The sequence below is a fragment of the Synergistales bacterium genome (assembly GCA_021736445.1).
GTDB lineage: Bacteria > Synergistota > Synergistia > Synergistales > Aminiphilaceae > JAIPGA01.
Window position 1 is genome coordinate 11,991 of sequence record JAIPGA010000001.1, and the last position, 15,907, is coordinate 27,897.

Genomic DNA, 15,907 nt, shown 5'->3' on the forward strand with positions numbered 1-15,907 from the left:
CTGATGTCCCTGTCAGTTAAAGAAGCGCAGGATTCCCACGGAGAGCGCCGGGATATTGCTGATCAGAAGGATGTCCACGATCTCGGCCAGGAGAAAGATGATGACATGCCGGGAGATCTTTTCGATGGTCACCCCGTACTCTTCAACCAGCGAGGAGGCCACAAAGAGGTTGACGGCCATGGGCGGCGTGATCATCCCGATGGATGTGTTCACCACCATGATGACGCCGAGCATGATCGGATCCATCCCGAAGACCGCCACGATGGGAATGAGGATCGGCGCGACCAGCAGGATGATCGCCTGGGTTTCCAGAAAGATCCCCAGGAAAAGCAGGATCCCGTTGATCATGGTGATAATGGCGACGGGGTTCTCCGAGATCGCCAGCATGGCGTCGGTGATCTGCTGGGAGACCTGGCCGACGGTGATGAGCCAGGAGAAAGACTGTGAGGTGGCGATGACGAAAAAGACCACGGAGCTCGCGATTCCCGCCTTGACGATGATGGTGTGCATCTGCTGCAGTCCCAGCTCCCGATAGATGAAGATGCTGACCAGCAGGCTGTAGACCACGGCCACGGCGCCCGCCTCGGTGGGGGTGAAGATCCCGCCGTAGATCCCGCCGAGAATGATGATGGGCATGAAGAGCGCCAGAATGGAATCCCTGAAGGCCGAGAAGAATTCTCCAAGGCCGAGGTTCTCCTCTTTGGGGATATTGAGTTTCTTGGACATCACCACAATGACGATGCTCAGGGTCAGTGCGAGCAAAACGCCCGGTCCGAAACCCGCCAGAAAGAGGTCGCCGATGGAGACACCCGCCACAACCCCATAGGTGATCATGGGGATTGAAGGCGGGATGACCACACCCAGCGTTCCGCCCGCTGCGGCGACGGCCGCCGCAAAGGCCGGCGGGTATCCCTTCTTGATCATGGACGGCACCATGATCCCCCCGATGGCGGCGACCGTGGCGGGGTTGGAGCCGCTGATAGCGCCGAAGAAGGCCGAAGCGAGGACGGTGATGAGCCCCAGACCGCCGGGAAGACTGCCCACCATGGAGGAGGCGAGGCGGACCAGACGTTTGGAGATCCCCCCATGCTCCATGATGCCCCCGGCGAGCATAAAGAAGGGAATGGCCATGAAGGGGAAGGAATCCACGGCGGTGAACATCCGCTGGGCGATCACCACGGGGTTGAGAGGGAGATTGCTGAACAGCATCCCCGCCATGGAGGCGAGGCCGATACTGACGGCGACGGGGATGTTGAAGAAGATGAGTCCGATGAGCAAACCAAACATGATAAGTGCCATTGCCTTCGCCCCCTAGCTTTCCCGTGTCTCTTCCAGCGCCGACATCTCTCTGCTGGTGATGAAAAAGGCCTGGATCGCCCTGATCCCGATCAATACCATACCGAAGGGAACAGCTGCGTAGGGGATCCACATGGGAATGAAGAGAGCCGGGGTGGTCTGTCCCATGTTGACCTGGCTGCCGATGATCCGTTTCATGAAGAGGATGATCACCGAGCAGAAAAAGAGGATGACCAGAAGCCGAATAAAGTGGAAACACTTTCTGACGGCCGGACTCTTGAACCGGGTGACGATAAAACTGACCCCGATGTGGGCCCCCCGTTTCATGCCCAGGCCGGCTCCGATATAGGCCATATAGACCATGATGTACCGGGCCAGCTCCTCGCCCCAGAACATCTGGAAGAGGTTGAGATAGCGCGCCAGGGTGGCCGTAAAGACAACGGCAACCATGGCGGGAAAGAGAACCAGCAGTGCGTATTCCTCGAAATGGTCGAAAAAGGCTTTCATCGGTACATGCCCCCAGTGTGTATCATGAAGTGGTCCCGCACGGATGCGGGACCCTTCACTATACTCGGTTCACAGTTATGTTGACATCAGCAAAGCGGAGTGGTGCTTTTATTTCTGGGCGTCCACAAAGCTCTGGATCAGCTCTTTCCCGATCTGGTCCTGGAACTGCTGGTACACGGGCTGGACAGCCTCGACGAAGGGAGCCTTGTCGGGGGTATTGATCTTCATGCCCTCTTCCTTCAGCTTCGCAGCGAGCTCCTTCTCGGTCTTCATGCTGTACTGGCGTTCCCAGTCGCGGGCCTTCTTCTCGCATTCCAGAAAGACTTCGCGCTGCTCTTCTGTGAAGGTGTTGTCCCAGAAGTTCTTGTTGATCAGGAGGACGGCGGGGGCGTAGAAGTGCCCTGTCATGCTGACGTAATCCTGCACCTCGTAGAACTTGGAGGTGTAGATGATGATGAGCGGGTTTTCCTGGCCGTCGACGGTCTTCTGCTGGAGCGCCGTAAAGAGCTCGCCGAAGGGCATGGGGACGGGGTAGGCCCCGAGGGTCTTGAAGGTGGCCACATGGATGGGATTCTCCATGAGACGGATCTTCAGGCCGTCGAGATCCTCCGGCTTCTGGATGGGGCGCGCGGAGTTCGTGATATTACGGAACCCGTTTTCCCAGATTCCCAGAGCCTTGATGCCGCTTCCCTGCATGGAATCGAGGATCTTCTGCCCGTCGGGACCGTCCATCCACTCGTAGGCCTTCTGCCGGTCACGGACGATGAAGGGAAGGTTGAAGATCATGAATTTGTCTGTGAAGTTGGCGAGCGGGGCGGAGGAGACCAGCGTCATCTCCAGGGTGCCCATGGCGACACCCTCGATGGCGTCACGCTCGGAGCCGAGCTGGGCGGAGTGGAAGATCTGCAGCTGAATCTGGCCGTCTGTCTTTTCTTTGAGGAGTTTGTCGAGGTGTTCGAGACCTTTCTGATAGTGGGAATCCGGGGCGATGGTGTGGGCCACCCGGAGCACTGTCGGTTCGTCGGCGGCAAAGGCGATTCCGGCGAAACTGAAGGAAAGGACCGCGGCCAAAAGAATCAAAAGCGTCTTTCTCATTTCAGACATACCTCCTTGTGTCATAGGGCTGCGTCGTGTGCTGCCTCCTGTTGGTGCTCATTCTCTCTACCCACTGCTGTCTGTCGGCATACACCACCTCCCCCTCCTGGTTGTTGTACAATCATTTGAGTTATTTTAGCACGCACCCCCTGACGGGGGCAACTGTGTTTCAAAACAAAAGCAGGAACAATACCTTAATGGGTAAATCTGCTCGGCAATCAGAGGAATTCGATTTGCTTCTCAGTGATACAATATCTGCGGTGAAGCTGTTGCGCCACCGGGAGTCTTCATTGCAGCCCACGCCGAGGGGGGTGGTGAGCCGTGCAAACTGGTTACGACACCCTGTACCGAAAGGTCTTCGAGAGGATGGCCGAACCCTTTGCACTCTATGGTGTGCAACGTGAAGAGCCGACGAAGGACTGGAACAGGGTCTTCCTGGATATCAACAACGCCTACGAGGAGATCATGAATGTCTCCCGGCAGCAGGTGATGGGGAGAACCTTTGCGGAGATCTGGCCGGAGACCGAATCCCTCTGGACGGAGGTGATCGACCTGGCGGCGGAGACGGGGGACCCGGCCCGGCGGGAGGGCTGGAACCGCGAGACGGGACGCTATCTCCGCGCCCTCTCCTTTGTTCCGGCGCCGGGAAAGGTGGCTGTGATTTTTCTCGATTCCACAGCAAGACAAAGGGCCGAAGAGGCGCTCCGCGAAGGGGAGCAACGACTCCGCTCCTACCGGGAGACCCTGCGCCAGCTGGCCACGGAGCTCTCCCTCACCGAAGAAAAGACCCGACGGGGGATAGCCGTGGAACTCCACGACCGAATCGGCTATTCCCTGGCCAGGGTGCTGGAAGGGGTACGGGGTCTCCAGGCCCTTTCGGCAGACCCGGTGTTGCAACGCCGCGGCAACGAACTTGGAGGGGATATCCAGAGGATCATCCGGGATACCAGGACGATGACCTTCGAGATCAGTTCCCCGCTGCTCTACGAAGTGGGTCTCGGAGCGGCGGTGGAATCGCTGGCGGAGCACCTTCTTGAAGGCAATGGCCTTGATTTCTCCTTCAGCGAAGAGGGGATGGACGTAGCGGAAACCATGGATGTCCGGGTTCTGCTCTACCAGATGGTGCGTGAGGTCTTTGTCAATGTCGTGAAGCATGCCGGAGCGACCAAGGTCCGCATAGTGATCCAGAAGGGCCGGGACAGGATTCAAATTCTTGTGGAGGACAATGGGCGCGGCTTTTCGCCGGAAAAGCATATGGAGCAGGCGGCGAAACGGAAATCCTTTGGGCTCTTCAGTATCAGGGAGCGCCTGCGCGCGTTAGGAGGGGCCCTTCAGATCGATGCCGGGCAGGGGAAAGGCACATCGGTGCTTCTCCAGGCACCGTTTACCGCTCAGGGAAGAGAGGATACCTGATATTGGCTATCCGGATTATACTCGTGGACGATCATGCCATTGTGCTTGACGGTTTGCAGAACAACCTTGAAGGAGCGGGGGATTTCGAGGTGGTGGCGACGGCCCGCAGCGGTGCGGAAGCCCTGACAGCGGTAAAGCGCCATACCCCGGACGTGGTCATCGCCGATCTCTCGCTGGGCGACATGAATGGGATCGAACTGACCATGGAGCTGCAGCAGCTGGAGGAAGCCCCCTACGTCATCGCCTTCAGCATGCACCTCAACAAACGGATGGTCGCGGAGATGCTCGGGGCCGGGGCCGTTGGGTATGTATTGAAGGAGGCCCCTTCGGAGGAGATCCTCACGGCCATTCATTCGGTGATGGATGGCGGCATGTTCCTCAGTCCGCCTGTGACCAGGCTGGTGGTCAAGCAGTACCTCAAAATCCTGGGTTCCGCCGGTGGACGTCGGGAATCCGCACTGACGGTCAGGGAGGAGGAGGTGCTCCGGTTGCTCGCCGCGGGATACCAGCCCAAGGGGATCGCCGACACCCTCCACATCAGCCGAAACACCGTGGACAGCCACCGGAAGAACATCATGGAAAAACTGCACTGCCGCAACTTCGCAGAGCTTGTCTGCCAGGCCATGCGGCTCGGTTTTGTGGAGCCGCCCGAAAGGGAGGGATAGGCCGCCGGTCCCTCCCGCGGGTGGCTCCGGAGTTTCCGCGGTGTGTGCGGACGGTCAGATGGAGACCACCGTGCCGACACCCTTTTCGGCCGCTCTCTGCAGAACGATGTTCCCTGTGAGGATATCCTGGAGCGCCATCCCGGTAGCGTCAAAGATGGTGATGTCCTCATCGTCGGTGCGCCCCGCCCGTGTCCCGGCGATGACCTCGCCGATCTCGGCAACGCTTTCTTCGGTGATCCACCCGTTGTTGCAGGCATACTGGCTTTCACCGTGGTCCAGGGCGTTGAGTCGGGAATCGACGACCACCGACGCCTTCCGGAAGAGCTCCGGGTCCAGTTCCTGTTTGCCCTTCATGTCGGTGCCGATGGCCGTGATGTGGGTTCCCGGGCGTATCCAGTCGCTCTGGAGTAAGGCGGAGCGTGCGGAGGTGCCTGTGACGATGACATCGGCGGTGCCCGCTATGTCGGGAAGGTCCGCCGGCGGAGCGGTCTTCATGTGATAGGCGGGGTGATCGGGGGCGACGGCCTCAACAAAGCGTTTGGCCCGATCGTAGGTCCTGTTGACCACCGTGACGTCGGTGAGGGCAGGAAGCACCCTGGACACCCCTTCCAGCTGGGCATGTCCCTGGGCGCCGGCTCCAATGAGCAGAAGATGCCGGGAGTCCTTCCTCGCCAGATTCCGGGCCCCCACCGCACCGGCAGCGCCGGTACGGGTGTTGGTGATCCCCGTCCCGTCGAGGAGGCCCAGGGGTGTCCCCGTTTCGATGGAAAAGACCGCCACCAGGCCTGACAGCTCAGGCATATCCCTCCTGGCGGGATTGTCCGCAACGGTGCTCATCACCTTGAGGCCGTAGAGCCCCGCTCCATCCATGTACCCGGCTTTGAGGTCCATATCGTTCCGTCCGGGGTCGAATTCGTGGATAATGGAGGGGAAGATACCCGCCTGACCGGTCGAAAAAAGCCGGTAGGCCTCCGAAACGGCCTCGATGGCGTCCTCCATGGTGAGGAGCTCCTGCAATTCATCGCGGTTGATGATACGAAGCGAATACATTGTGAGATCCCTCCTTTGTCGTCTCTGTTCCTGTTGTTACGGGGTCGCGGCATCAAGGGAGCGGGAGATGGACTCCAGTCCCCGGCCAAGCTCCTCCGGAGTGGGCCAGGCGTATCCGACACGCATGAAGCGGCGGGGCATGGAGAACCAGTGTCCGGGCCCCACATAGGTCCCGTGGGTGGTGTTGAGTTCCCTGTAGAACCGGTCGACGGAGATGCCCAGGCCTTCCCTGATTCCCGGGAAGCAGACCACACCTCCTTCCGGTTCCACCCACTCCATCCTGGGTTCCTTCTGCATCCAGTCGCGCACCCTGTCGAGGGCCTGCCGGTTATAGTCCCGGATGGCCGGGAGCAGTGATCCCCTCCTTGCAAACGCCTGGTAGGCGATCTCCTCGTCGAGCACGCTGGAGGCGATGCCGATCTGTTCCTTGGCGGCAAGAAAGGTATTGAAGAGTTCGGGATTCGCCGTCATGAGCCACCCTATCCGTATACCTGGAATGCCGAAGCTTTTGGACATGGAGGAGACACTGATGACCCTGTCGCTGAGGCTCGCCGCGACGGGAAGGGGGGTGCCGCAGGTGAGCTCCCGGTAGGTTTCGTCGAACAGGAGATAGCATCCCTGCGATTCGGCGATGCCAACGATCGCCTCCAGCTTTTCCCTGCTCAGCATGGTCCCCGTGGGATTGTGGGGATAGGTGAGGCTGATGTACTGTGTCTCCGGTCGGACCATGCTGTTGAGACGTTCGATATCGAGTGCGAAGCCTTCCTCGAAATCGAGGTCCAGGTAGCTGATATCCGCCCCGATGGTTTCGGGAGTGGAGATGTTCGTGGCGTAATTGGGTCTGGCCACCACCATATGTTCGCCCTTTTCCAGGAGACTGGTGGCAACGATGAACAGAGCGGTGGCGGCCCCGGCGGTGATGAGTACCTGTCCGGCCGAGAGCGGGGGGCCCACATCGGCGGCAATCGCCTCGCGGAGCTCGGGTTTGCCCAGATGGTCCCCGTAGGGGAGGAGCATATCATCGATGGTGACCCCCAGTTCGCCGAGACTGCGGTCGCGGACGGAGCTTTCGGTGAGGTTGTTGCGGATTGTGTTATACCCAAGCTGTTCCGGCGATTCCTCTTCCATGGCCATACGCTGATATTTCATGGTTCGTGACACCTCCCTGAGGTGTGCAGGATATGTTGAGACAAGTATACAATACAGGCGTTGGGAATGCCGCACAACCGCAGGGCCCGCATAATACCTGGGATTGCTGCATCCGACGATGAAAAGAGGTGACGTGATGCGCATTGTGTCCCTGCTCCCCTCTGCCACGGAACTGGTCTACGCACTGGGAATTGAGGGAGACCTGGCTGCGGTCTCCCGGTTTTGCGACTGGCCGCTGCAGTGCCGGAGTCTTCCTGCCGTCGGAGACATGCTCCATGTAGATACCGAAGCGATCCGGAGGATCCGCCCGGATATCGTGCTCTATTCCCCCTTCTTTCATGACCGCTGGTTGCCGCCGAAGGATTGGGGCGGCACGGTGCGAATCCCCTGCGACTGCCACTCTGTCGCCGATATCCTGCAGCTTGTCGCTGCCCTGGGCGAGTCCGCCCACTGTGCGGATCGTGCCGCCCGCTTGCAACATTGGATAAAGGAACAGCGCAGAACAATCCAGACAAAAGCAGAGGGAATCCAGAGGCGCCCCCGTGTGCTCCGCGTCCTCGACTGCGTCGATGACCCGGAAGAACCCTCGCTGATTGTGGCGGGACCCCGGAGTCTCCAGGGCCGATGTATCCAGGAAGCTGGAGGCGAGGTGCCCTTCGGCGAACGGGAGGAGCATTATTTCCGCACCCCCTTTTCCGAGGTGTCGCGTCGGGTCGTGGACGCGCTGCTTCTCTGCACCTACCGTTCAGAGGGGGGTACAATGGAGACTGCGGCGGAACGGTGCCTTGAAAACCATGGATTCGGAAGGTCCGGTAGGTTACTGCGGCTTCCCTGTGCATTGGTGTGCCGGAACTCCCACAGGGTGGTCTACCTGCTCGCCGCGCTGTGCGGGCTCTTTGGAGGAGCACCTGTCGCCGTGGTTCCCTGGGACCGGGACAGGGGCCGCAGCGAGGGGTCGGGAATGGAATGGAGGTGTTCGAGATGATCGAATCGACGCGTTTCGGTTCCATCACCATCGACGGAAGGAGCTACGAGAAGGATGTTCTGATCCGGCTGTCGGGGGCTGTGAAAAAACGCAAGAAGAAGCTTTCCAAAGCGCACTACGGGACATCCCACATCATCTCCCGCGATGAGGCGGAGCATGTCTATGAAGAGGGCTGCGAACAGCTGGTGGTGGGCACGGGACAGAACGATCTGGTGCGGCTCTCCGGAGAGGCGGAGACCTTCTTCCGGGAGCACCATGTGGACGTTGTGCTGCTGCCGACGCCCCGGGCCATCCAGTTTTTCAACGAGTCGGAGGGAAAGAAGGTCGGTCTCTTCCACATCACCTGTTGACGAGCCAGACCAGAACCCTCTCTGTCTTCAACCGCCGGATGCAGCTTTGTTACCCAACCTCCATCCGGCGGTAACCCTCCCGTTACGTCCTGTTGCTACAGTAGATCCGCGTTGTGCGGGATTCTTTGCACAGCAGCACACTATCGGGAAGGGTGAAGCAGTATGCAGTGGAACAGGAATTGGACCAAGCGCGTTGGTTGGATTGTGGCGGTGGCCTCGCTTGCCGTTTTTCTCCTGGCCGGTTTCGGCCAGACCCAGGCGTCGGCCCAGGCGAAGTATGTCTTTCTGATGCTCGGTGACGGAATGGGGCTCCCCCAGAGGAACGCCGCCGAGATCTACATGGCGGCCCAGCAGGGCAAGGAACTGCGCCCGGGGATCGTGAAGCTCGAGATGGACACCATGCCGGCCCAGGGGATGTGCACCACCTACTCCACAAACTCCATCATCACCGACTCGGCGGCTGCCGGCACGGCGATCGCCACCGGCAGAAAGACCAAGTCCGGCGTTGTCTGCATGGATCCCTCCGGCAAGGAGAGCTACAAGACCATCGCCGAGATGGCCCACGAGCAGGGGATGAAGGTCGGCATCGTCTCCACGGTCTCCATCGAGCACGCCACCCCGGCCACCTTCTACGGCCACACACCCGACAGGGGCACCTACTACGACCTGGCCAGGCAGCTCGGCAAAAGCGGCTTCGAGTACTTCGGCGGCGGCGGGTTCCGCTATCCCAGGGGCCGCGACGGCGACAGGCCCGATGCCATCGAGTTCGTCAAGGAGCAGGGATACACCGTCACCGATACCACCGAGGACTTCAACAAGCTCAACGCCAAAGACAACCCCAAGGTGCTCGCCTTCAACCCCACCATCGTTGGCGGCGCCTCCATGCCCTACGTGATCGACAATGTGCAGGACACGATTTCCATCGCCGACTACACGAAGAAGGGCGTCGAACTGCTGGACAACCCCAGGGGCTTTTTCATGATGGTCGAGGGCGGCAAGATCGACTGGGCCTGCCACGCCAACGACGCCGTCTCGGCCATCCAGAACACCATCGCCTTCGACGAGGCGGTCAAGGTGGCCATGGATTTCTACAACGACCACAAGGACGAGACCCTGGTCATCGTCACCGGTGACCACGAGTGCGGCGGGCTGACCATCGGTTTCGCCGGCACCAAGTACGACACCTTCTTCGGTGTCCTGGGCCAACAGAAATCCTCCTACGAGGGCTTCAACGCCGACTTCGCCGCCTACCGCAACGAGCATGAGCTCAGCGGGGCCGGCTTCGAGGATATTCTGCCTCTGATCAAGGAGCACTTCGGCCTCCATGTCGCCGGGGACAGCCCGAGCTCCGACAGTGAGGAGCCTGCCCTGGCTCTCGACGAGTTCGAGTACCAGAAGCTTGAGGACGCCTTCGTCCGCAGCATGAAGGGCGAAGAGGTCAAAGCCGGCAACGAGGAGACCTACCTCCTCTACGGCGGGTACGAACCCCTTACGGTGACCATCACCCACATCCTGGACAACAAGGCCGGCATGGCCTGGACCTCCTACTCCCACACCGGAGTGCCCGTGCCGGTTTCCGCCCTCGGCGTGAACCAGGAGAGCTTCAACGGCTTCTACGACAACACGGACATCTTCACCAAGATGGTCCAGGCCATGGAGCTGTAGGCAAGCGCGGCGCCTCTGATACCTACAGCCCGCAGCATCCCCCAGAGCCACGATACAGAGCGGTAGGGCAGGGTAACCTGCCCTGCCGCTTCCTGAAGGAGGTCACCCATGCTCGACAGAATACGGGAATGGTTTTTCTACGATACCGGCCGGAAGGATCTCATTTTCACCGCTTTGGTACTCCTCGCCTGTGTCGCGCTGTTTTCCATGGAAACCGGTTTCGAAAGCCAGGTAGACCAGGAAGCCGAACATGTCCGCGGGGAGGTGCTGGCTACCGACGACAGCGACGTCCAGCAATTCGGAATCGTGAAGTCGGGGACCCAGATCCTCCAGGTTGAGGTCCTCGAAGGGGCCCACAGCGGCGAGACACACCGGGCGCTGAACAATCTGGTGGGGAAGATGGAGCTGGATACGGTGTTCTCCAAGGGGGACACGGTACTGCTGGATCTGACCATCGACGACGGTGATGTTCGGAATGTCCACGCATCCTCGCACTACAGGCTGGGGACCGAGGCCTTTCTGCTGGTACTCTTCGCCGGCGCGCTGGTGCTCTTCGCCGGGTTTACGGGATGCAAGGCGCTGCTCTCCTTCCTCTTTGCGGCGCTGGCGATCTGGAAGGTGGTGCTCCCTTCCTTCCTCAAGGGCTACGACCCCATTCTTGTCTCACTCGGACTGGTGGCGGCGCTCACCTTTATCGTGATCTTTCTCGTGGCCGGGTTCGACAAGAAGGGACTGGCCGCATTCCTCGGTTCCTTCCTGGGCCTTGGCCTGACCTGTGTCCTTGCCCTGATCTTCGCCGATCCCTTCCACCTGCAGGGCGTGGTGCGGCCCTTCTCCGAAACCTTGCTCTATTCCGGATACGCCCATCTCGATCTCACCCGCATCTTTCTGGCGGGGGTCTTCTTCGCCTCCTCCGGGGCGGTGATGGACCTGGGGATGGACATCGCCGCTTCCTGCCGGGAGATCGTCCACCATCATCCCAGGATTTCCCCGGGGCAGCTGCTGAAATCGGGGCTCATGGTGGGCCGTGCGGTGATCGGAACCATGACCACCACGCTGCTTCTGGCCTATTCCGGCAGCTATATCACCATGCTGATGGTCTTCATGGCCCGGGGAATCCCCATGGAGAATATCCTGAACATCAACTACGTAGCCGCCGAGCTCCTGCACACCCTGGTGGGCAGCTTCGGGCTCGTCACGGTCGCGCCCTTCACCGCGCTGGTGGCGGCGTTTGTCTATACGCGCCATTGAAGCTCCGCATTTGCTTCACATCGGGAGGCTGGTCCAGAGCAACCGGAAGCCCAGATACCCCAGGTACCCGGCCGCCAGGAATTCCGCCGTGGTCCCGAGCTGTTCCCGGCTCTTGCGCCCCAGGTACACCCCTGCGTAGGAGAGCAAGGCCGTGAAGATCCCCGTCAGGGGCGCAAGAAGCGCTACATTGGTATCCAGCGCGGTTGCCCCTATCCCGACGGCGAAGGCATCCAGCGATGTGGCCAGGGCTCCCAGCAGGAGCGGGAGCCCTGAGGTCAGGTCCTTTCCGACACATCGGTGGGGATGGGTCGCCTCCCAGAGCATGTGGAGGGCAACGGCGATAATGAACAGCGAGAGGACGGCTTCCCCACCCTGCCAGATTCTGGTATGCAGAAGGAAACCGGCGCGCACACCGAGAAGGGGCATGAGGAACTGGAAGAGTCCGCAGGCGGCGGCCATGCGGAAGGCGTTGGTCCAGTGGATCGCCGGGAGGCAGGCCCCGGCGCTCAGTGAAAGCGCAAAGGCGTCGCCGGCGAGGGCCAGTGCCGTACAGAGAAGTGTGATCATCGTTGTGAGGGCTCCTTCCGCCGTCTCCCCGGGCTGTCGGGGGAGACCCGGCCCTTCCGCGAACGCAACCACCGCAGCGCGTCCTCCCTTGTGGAGATCGCCCCCTCCAGCGCGAGCCGCTCCAGGGTCCGGAGGACCCGTCCCACCGCCGGCCCCCCGGAAATCTGCAGCTCCCCTTTGACATCCTCGCCGGTGACCCCCAGGGGAAGCACCTGTTTCGCCCGCAGAAGAAGACGGACAAGATGTCGGCGGTTTGCCATCCATTGCCTCCTGCTCGTGTCCGCAGCGGAACGGACACACCAGGAGAGCAGAAAGAGTTCCTCCAGCCAGTCCGCTCCCTTTGCCGAGAGCAGAATCTGCAGACGTCGGGGCGACACCGTTCCGCCTGGCAGACGGTGCCAGGCGATCAGCTCCCTTGTTCCCTCAAGAAGATCCCTGCCGATGCAGAGAGCGGCCAGGGAGGCCCCTGCTCTCTCTGCGACGCTGCGGACACACTGCTGCGTCGCCCAGGGTTCTCCTCTGTCCAGGAACAAAGCGGCGAGCCGCAGTTTCCGGGAGTCATGGCAAGCACAGATTGATTCCAGCACGGAGAAGGACGTCGACTGACCGGAAGGTTTGATTCCCGGGGAGGTCCCCCCTGCCGTGAAAAGAGGAGTCAGGAGACCAGCGGTCTGCAGATCGCGGCACCAGGAAGCGAAGTGGCCGTCCACCGCACGGAGGAGCTCCAGGCCCAGGCGTTCTCCGGCGATGGTACCCAGCCTGTTCCGCAGGGAAGAACAGTGTTGCCTTGAACAGGCGTCGGCGCCGAATCCGGGGAGGGTGTGGAGAAAACGGAAAAACCGGACCGCCCGCAGTGGATCCTCCCCGAGACGTTGCGCGGGGTTCCCGTGAAACCGGAGGGTGCGTTGTGCCATATCCTCCCAGCACTGAGGGTCCGCGAGAAAGGTCCCATCGCTGAACATGGCGATGGCGTTCACCGTGAGATCACGGCGCTGCCGTTCCCGTTCCAGGGTGGTTCCGTTGGAAGAGGTGATCTGCGCCGAGCGGTCGGTGCCAGGCAGGAGCCAGGATCGGGCGCACCGCTGTCCCACCGGTTTTGCCTGCGGCAGCAGTTGGGGAAGCGTTTCGTCGTGGGCTTCGGTGACGATGTCGATATCGTGGGGTTCGATCCCGAGAAGGAGATCCCGGACGGTGCCGCCGACGAGAGCCGACCGCGCCCCCCGGGCTTCGAGATGTTCCAGCAGCGGGATCGCCTGTTCGAGGATGGATGACCGCATGGATTGTCCTCCTGACTGGGTCGGTATGCCGGCTCTGTTGCGGAGTTGTGATCTCGTTGAGGTATGCCTGTTACGACCGGACTGTACGATAGTACGCTGGAAGGGGTAATGCAAGGCCGGACAGGCTCTCAAAAGCGGCATAGCGTGATTGCGCTCTCTACCACGGTACCCCCTGCTGTGCCCGGCCATCCGTTCCCGCGGATGGCCGGGCTGTTTCCGTTGACGCCCCTTGCCAACCGCTGTCCTCCTCCGCTACAGTTAGGTGCGGTAGGTTTTGCAACGTGACGCCTGTAAGGGAATGGGGAGAAAGAGGAGCCTGGCACAGTGCCGACAACGGCGTCCTCGTCCCCCGGAACGGCTGGAAGCGCGGTTGGGTCCGCCCCGAAACCAAGGCGATTGCGTAACATTGCAGTGGAAGGGGTTGTGGTGCATGGCTGAGTTTAGCATCGCCTTCATTGGCGGAGGCCAGGCGGCGGTGACACTGATGCGGGGATTCGAAAAACTCGGGTTTCCCGTTGCCGGAGTGATGGATATCGATCCGAACGCACCGGCAATCAAGGCGGCGGAGCGTGACGGTGTGCCGACAACACAGGATCTGGATCAGCTCCTCGCCGTTGATGCCGATCTTTTCATCGAGGTAACGGGGAAACCAGAGGTGGTCAGCGAGGTCCAGGAGAAGAAGAAGGAGTCCGCCGGTTTCCTCAGTGCCGAACAGGCCCGCTTTATTTATGAGATTATGGAACGGGAGCAGGAATCACAGCGGGTCATCCATGAGCAGATCCACAACCTCTCCAGGCTCCAGCAGGAGGTGCGTGCGGTGATCGATCCCTTCCGCAACAGTGTGAAGGGGCTCACGGAGGGGAACAGCAAGGTGGAGCAGCTTCTCCTGCCGCTGCCGGACAAGATGCAGGAGATGGCCAGTCGTACGGAGCAGATGGACGATATCGTCAATTCGATCCAGGGGTTCGCGAAGCACACGAAGGTGCTGGGGTTGAACGCATCCATCGAGGCCTCCCGAGCCGGTGAGGCGGGGAAGGGGTTCTCTGTCGTGGCGGAGCAGGTGCGGCAGCTCGCCGATGATATCGCACGATCGACGCTGCATATCAGCGAAACACTCACCGGATTCGGCGTGATGCTCCCCGAGCTGAAAGAACCTGTTCAGGAGATCACGACACTGGCCAAGGGCCGCGTGGACCAGATCGCCGGCCTGGATGACTTCATCGATTCGCTTGTTCACTCGCTCGAAGAGATGCTGCAGGTGGAGCGGAACCTCTCCGCCCTGGCTGACGGGGAGGAGTGAGAGGACAGTGCGCAGAAGCGGTAGGGAACATTCCCTACCGCTTGTAGTAGTTGGTTTGTTTCGGAACAGGCCGCCTCCGGATAGTGGAAGACCCGTCTTCCGAAACCTCCACGGGCCGTTGATCGCTCTGTTCGTCGTCTTTCTGCCGTTTGCGGCGGACAGGCCCCTGGGGGGAGGAGGATTGCGGCTGCCCCCGCGATCCCAGGATGCTTTCGATCTTTCGGCCCTCGGGGTGCGCATCGCCTGCCGGAAAGCCGGTGGCGATGACCGTGATCTCCACGGCGTCCTCGAGCTGCTCGTTCATATTGTGTCCCCAGATGATGGTTGCCTCTTCATCTGCCGCTTCCGTGATCAGGGAGGCGGCTTCGTTGACCTCGTTGAGTTTCATGTCCTGGGAACCGGATATGGTGAACAGGACCCCCTTGGCCCCACGGAGGCTTGTTTCCAGAAGCGGACAGGAGATGGCACGGCGGGAGGCGATACTGACCCGTTCCTCCCCCCGGGCTTTGCCCGTACCGAAAAAGGCCGTTCCCGCGTCGGAGAGCACGGTTCTGACATCGGCAAAATCCACATTGATCAGCCCCGGGCTGACGATCAGATCGATCACGCCCGCCACAGCCTTGCTGAGGATGTCGTCGACCATGGAAAAGGCGTCCAGCAGGGATGTGTTGGAGTGGACGATGTCGAGAAGCCTGTCGTTGGGGATCACGACCAGTGCGTCCACGGCATCGCGGAGCTCCTGGAGCCCCTCCTGTGCCTGTTTCATTCTCCGTTGGCCCTCGAAGGTAAAGGGGCGCGTAACGATCCCGACGGTCAATGCGCCTACGTCACGTGCGGCCTTGGCGACCACGGGGGCAGCCCCGGTTCCCGTCCCGCCGCCCAGCCCGGCGGTGAGAAAGACCATATCGGCTCCCTCCAGGGAGCCCTTGATCTCCTTGGCGGACTCCATCGCTGCCTTGCAGCCGATTTCCGGATTGGCCCCAGCTCCAAGCCCCTTTGTCAGCTCCAGTCCCACCGGAATCTTCGTGTCTGCCGATGACTGCTCGAGATGGGCCATATCGGTGTTGATCGCCAAATAATTGACGTCGCGCCGCTGGGTGGTGATCATGTGGTTCAGCGCATTCCCTCCACCGCCCCCTATGCCGACAACCCGCAGATCTTCCTTTCCGGGCTCCTTGGGCGCGGCGGCAAAGCTTCCAAACTGATTGCGGCCTCTCATGGGGTCGGAATCCTCCCCTTCACTTGTCTTGGGTTCTGTTGTTCGGCGTCCTGCCTACGCCATGCATTCTAGCACTTCTTTCTCTTTGACGAGAACCGCCCATGCTATAATACGCAAC

At 60.8% G+C, this 15,907-nt stretch carries 15 protein-coding genes; 7 read left to right on the forward strand and 8 right to left on the reverse strand.

Annotated features, from left to right (window positions below; translation table 11 throughout):
* Positions 1 to 12: 12 nt before the first annotated feature.
* The 3 genes from K9L28_00035 to K9L28_00045 all read right to left on the reverse strand — a co-directional run bounded on the left by K9L28_00035 (position 13) and on the right by K9L28_00045 (position 2,898).
* On the reverse strand, positions 13 to 1,299 hold the full coding sequence (locus K9L28_00035) for a TRAP transporter large permease (GenBank protein MCF7934719.1): 1,287 nt from the start codon (positions 1,297 to 1,299) through the stop codon (positions 13 to 15).
* 12 nt (positions 1,300 to 1,311) lie between these two features.
* Positions 1,312 to 1,803, reverse strand: coding sequence for a TRAP transporter small permease (locus tag K9L28_00040; protein ID MCF7934720.1), 492 nt, complete (start codon positions 1,801 to 1,803; stop codon positions 1,312 to 1,314).
* Positions 1,804 to 1,911: 108 nt separating this feature from the next.
* The gene (locus tag K9L28_00045; GenBank protein ID MCF7934721.1) at positions 1,912 to 2,898 is read right to left on the reverse strand and encodes a TRAP transporter substrate-binding protein; all 987 of its coding nucleotides are present in this window, start codon (positions 2,896 to 2,898) and stop codon (positions 1,912 to 1,914) included.
* Positions 2,899 to 3,219: 321 nt separating this feature from the next.
* On the opposite strand from K9L28_00045, the gene K9L28_00050 reads away from it, so the two are divergent.
* Together K9L28_00050 and K9L28_00055 are read left to right on the forward strand one after the other, a co-directional pair.
* Positions 3,220 to 4,311 carry a PAS domain-containing protein gene (locus K9L28_00050; protein ID MCF7934722.1) on the forward strand — a complete coding sequence of 364 codons (1,092 nt, stop codon included), beginning with the start codon at positions 3,220 to 3,222 and terminating at the stop codon, positions 4,309 to 4,311.
* Between the two features lie 2 nt (positions 4,312 to 4,313).
* On the forward strand, positions 4,314 to 4,976 hold the full coding sequence (locus K9L28_00055) for a response regulator transcription factor (protein ID MCF7934723.1): 663 nt from the start codon (positions 4,314 to 4,316) through the stop codon (positions 4,974 to 4,976).
* 54 nt (positions 4,977 to 5,030) lie between these two features.
* Here K9L28_00055 and K9L28_00060 read toward each other — a convergent pair whose 3' ends face one another.
* Both K9L28_00060 and K9L28_00065 read right to left on the reverse strand, forming a co-directional pair.
* On the reverse strand, positions 5,031 to 6,026 hold the full coding sequence (locus K9L28_00060) for an ornithine cyclodeaminase family protein (GenBank protein MCF7934724.1): 996 nt from the start codon (positions 6,024 to 6,026) through the stop codon (positions 5,031 to 5,033).
* Positions 6,027 to 6,062: 36 nt separating this feature from the next.
* Complete coding sequence (locus tag K9L28_00065; GenBank protein ID MCF7934725.1) at positions 6,063 to 7,175, reverse strand: aminotransferase class I/II-fold pyridoxal phosphate-dependent enzyme; 1,113 nt, start codon at positions 7,173 to 7,175, stop codon at positions 6,063 to 6,065.
* Between the two features lie 136 nt (positions 7,176 to 7,311).
* On the opposite strand from K9L28_00065, the gene K9L28_00070 reads away from it, so the two are divergent.
* From K9L28_00070 to K9L28_00085, 4 genes are all read left to right on the forward strand, one after another.
* Complete coding sequence (locus K9L28_00070; GenBank protein MCF7934726.1) at positions 7,312 to 8,160, forward strand: ABC transporter substrate-binding protein; 849 nt, start codon at positions 7,312 to 7,314, stop codon at positions 8,158 to 8,160.
* Positions 8,157 to 8,510: an MTH938/NDUFAF3 family protein gene (locus K9L28_00075; GenBank protein ID MCF7934727.1), complete on the forward strand. Its 354-nt coding sequence runs from the start codon at positions 8,157 to 8,159 to the stop codon at positions 8,508 to 8,510. The genes K9L28_00070 and K9L28_00075 overlap by 4 nt, the downstream gene beginning before the upstream one ends.
* 162 nt (positions 8,511 to 8,672) lie before the next feature.
* Entirely contained in the window at positions 8,673 to 10,175 is a 1,503-nt protein-coding gene (locus tag K9L28_00080) for an alkaline phosphatase (protein MCF7934728.1), read from the forward strand.
* A gap of 108 nt (positions 10,176 to 10,283) precedes the next feature.
* Positions 10,284 to 11,426 carry a YibE/F family protein gene (locus K9L28_00085; GenBank protein MCF7934729.1) on the forward strand — a complete coding sequence of 381 codons (1,143 nt, stop codon included), beginning with the start codon at positions 10,284 to 10,286 and terminating at the stop codon, positions 11,424 to 11,426.
* Between the two features lie 15 nt (positions 11,427 to 11,441).
* Here K9L28_00085 and K9L28_00090 read toward each other — a convergent pair whose 3' ends face one another.
* Both K9L28_00090 and K9L28_00095 read right to left on the reverse strand, forming a co-directional pair.
* Positions 11,442 to 11,993, reverse strand: a complete 552-nt coding sequence (locus K9L28_00090) for a manganese efflux pump MntP family protein (GenBank protein MCF7934730.1) — start codon at positions 11,991 to 11,993, stop codon at positions 11,442 to 11,444.
* Complete coding sequence (locus K9L28_00095; protein ID MCF7934731.1) at positions 11,990 to 13,270, reverse strand: hypothetical protein; 1,281 nt, start codon at positions 13,268 to 13,270, stop codon at positions 11,990 to 11,992. Before K9L28_00095 ends, K9L28_00090 begins: the two co-directional genes overlap by 4 nt.
* Positions 13,271 to 13,700: 430 nt before the next feature.
* Between K9L28_00095 and K9L28_00100 the strand changes: the two genes are divergently transcribed.
* Positions 13,701 to 14,570: a hypothetical protein gene (locus tag K9L28_00100; protein ID MCF7934732.1), complete on the forward strand. Its 870-nt coding sequence runs from the start codon at positions 13,701 to 13,703 to the stop codon at positions 14,568 to 14,570.
* A 34-nt stretch (positions 14,571 to 14,604) separates the two neighbouring features.
* Here the strand turns inward: K9L28_00100 and ftsZ are convergent, their stop codons facing one another.
* A complete protein-coding gene (gene ftsZ, locus K9L28_00105) occupies positions 14,605 to 15,789 on the reverse strand; it encodes a cell division protein FtsZ (protein MCF7934733.1) in 1,185 nt (394 codons plus the stop codon).
* Positions 15,790 to 15,907: the final 118 nt, after the last annotated feature.

What these genes read in the sequence shown, in the direction of transcription:
- K9L28_00035 (MCF7934719.1), bottom strand. Translation starts at nt 1,299, where the DNA reads ATGGCACTTATCATGTTTGGTTTGCTCATCGGACTCATCTTCTTCAAC.
- K9L28_00040 (MCF7934720.1), bottom strand. Translation starts at nt 1,803, where the DNA reads ATGAAAGCCTTTTTCGACCATTTCGAGGAATACGCACTGCTGGTTCTC.
- K9L28_00045 (MCF7934721.1), bottom strand. Translation starts at nt 2,898, where the DNA reads ATGAGAAAGACGCTTTTGATTCTTTTGGCCGCGGTCCTTTCCTTCAGT.
- K9L28_00060 (MCF7934724.1), bottom strand. Translation starts at nt 6,026, where the DNA reads ATGTATTCGCTTCGTATCATCAACCGCGATGAATTGCAGGAGCTCCTC.
- K9L28_00065 (MCF7934725.1), bottom strand. Translation starts at nt 7,175, where the DNA reads ATGAAATATCAGCGTATGGCCATGGAAGAGGAATCGCCGGAACAGCTT.
- K9L28_00070 (MCF7934726.1), top strand. Translation starts at nt 7,312, where the DNA reads ATGCGCATTGTGTCCCTGCTCCCCTCTGCCACGGAACTGGTCTACGCA.
- K9L28_00075 (MCF7934727.1), top strand. Translation starts at nt 8,157, where the DNA reads ATGATCGAATCGACGCGTTTCGGTTCCATCACCATCGACGGAAGGAGC.
- K9L28_00080 (MCF7934728.1), top strand. Translation starts at nt 8,673, where the DNA reads ATGCAGTGGAACAGGAATTGGACCAAGCGCGTTGGTTGGATTGTGGCG.
- K9L28_00085 (MCF7934729.1), top strand. Translation starts at nt 10,284, where the DNA reads ATGCTCGACAGAATACGGGAATGGTTTTTCTACGATACCGGCCGGAAG.
- K9L28_00090 (MCF7934730.1), bottom strand. Translation starts at nt 11,993, where the DNA reads ATGATCACACTTCTCTGTACGGCACTGGCCCTCGCCGGCGACGCCTTT.
- K9L28_00095 (MCF7934731.1), bottom strand. Translation starts at nt 13,270, where the DNA reads ATGCGGTCATCCATCCTCGAACAGGCGATCCCGCTGCTGGAACATCTC.
- K9L28_00100 (MCF7934732.1), top strand. Translation starts at nt 13,701, where the DNA reads ATGGCTGAGTTTAGCATCGCCTTCATTGGCGGAGGCCAGGCGGCGGTG.
- ftsZ (MCF7934733.1), bottom strand. Translation starts at nt 15,789, where the DNA reads ATGAGAGGCCGCAATCAGTTTGGAAGCTTTGCCGCCGCGCCCAAGGAG.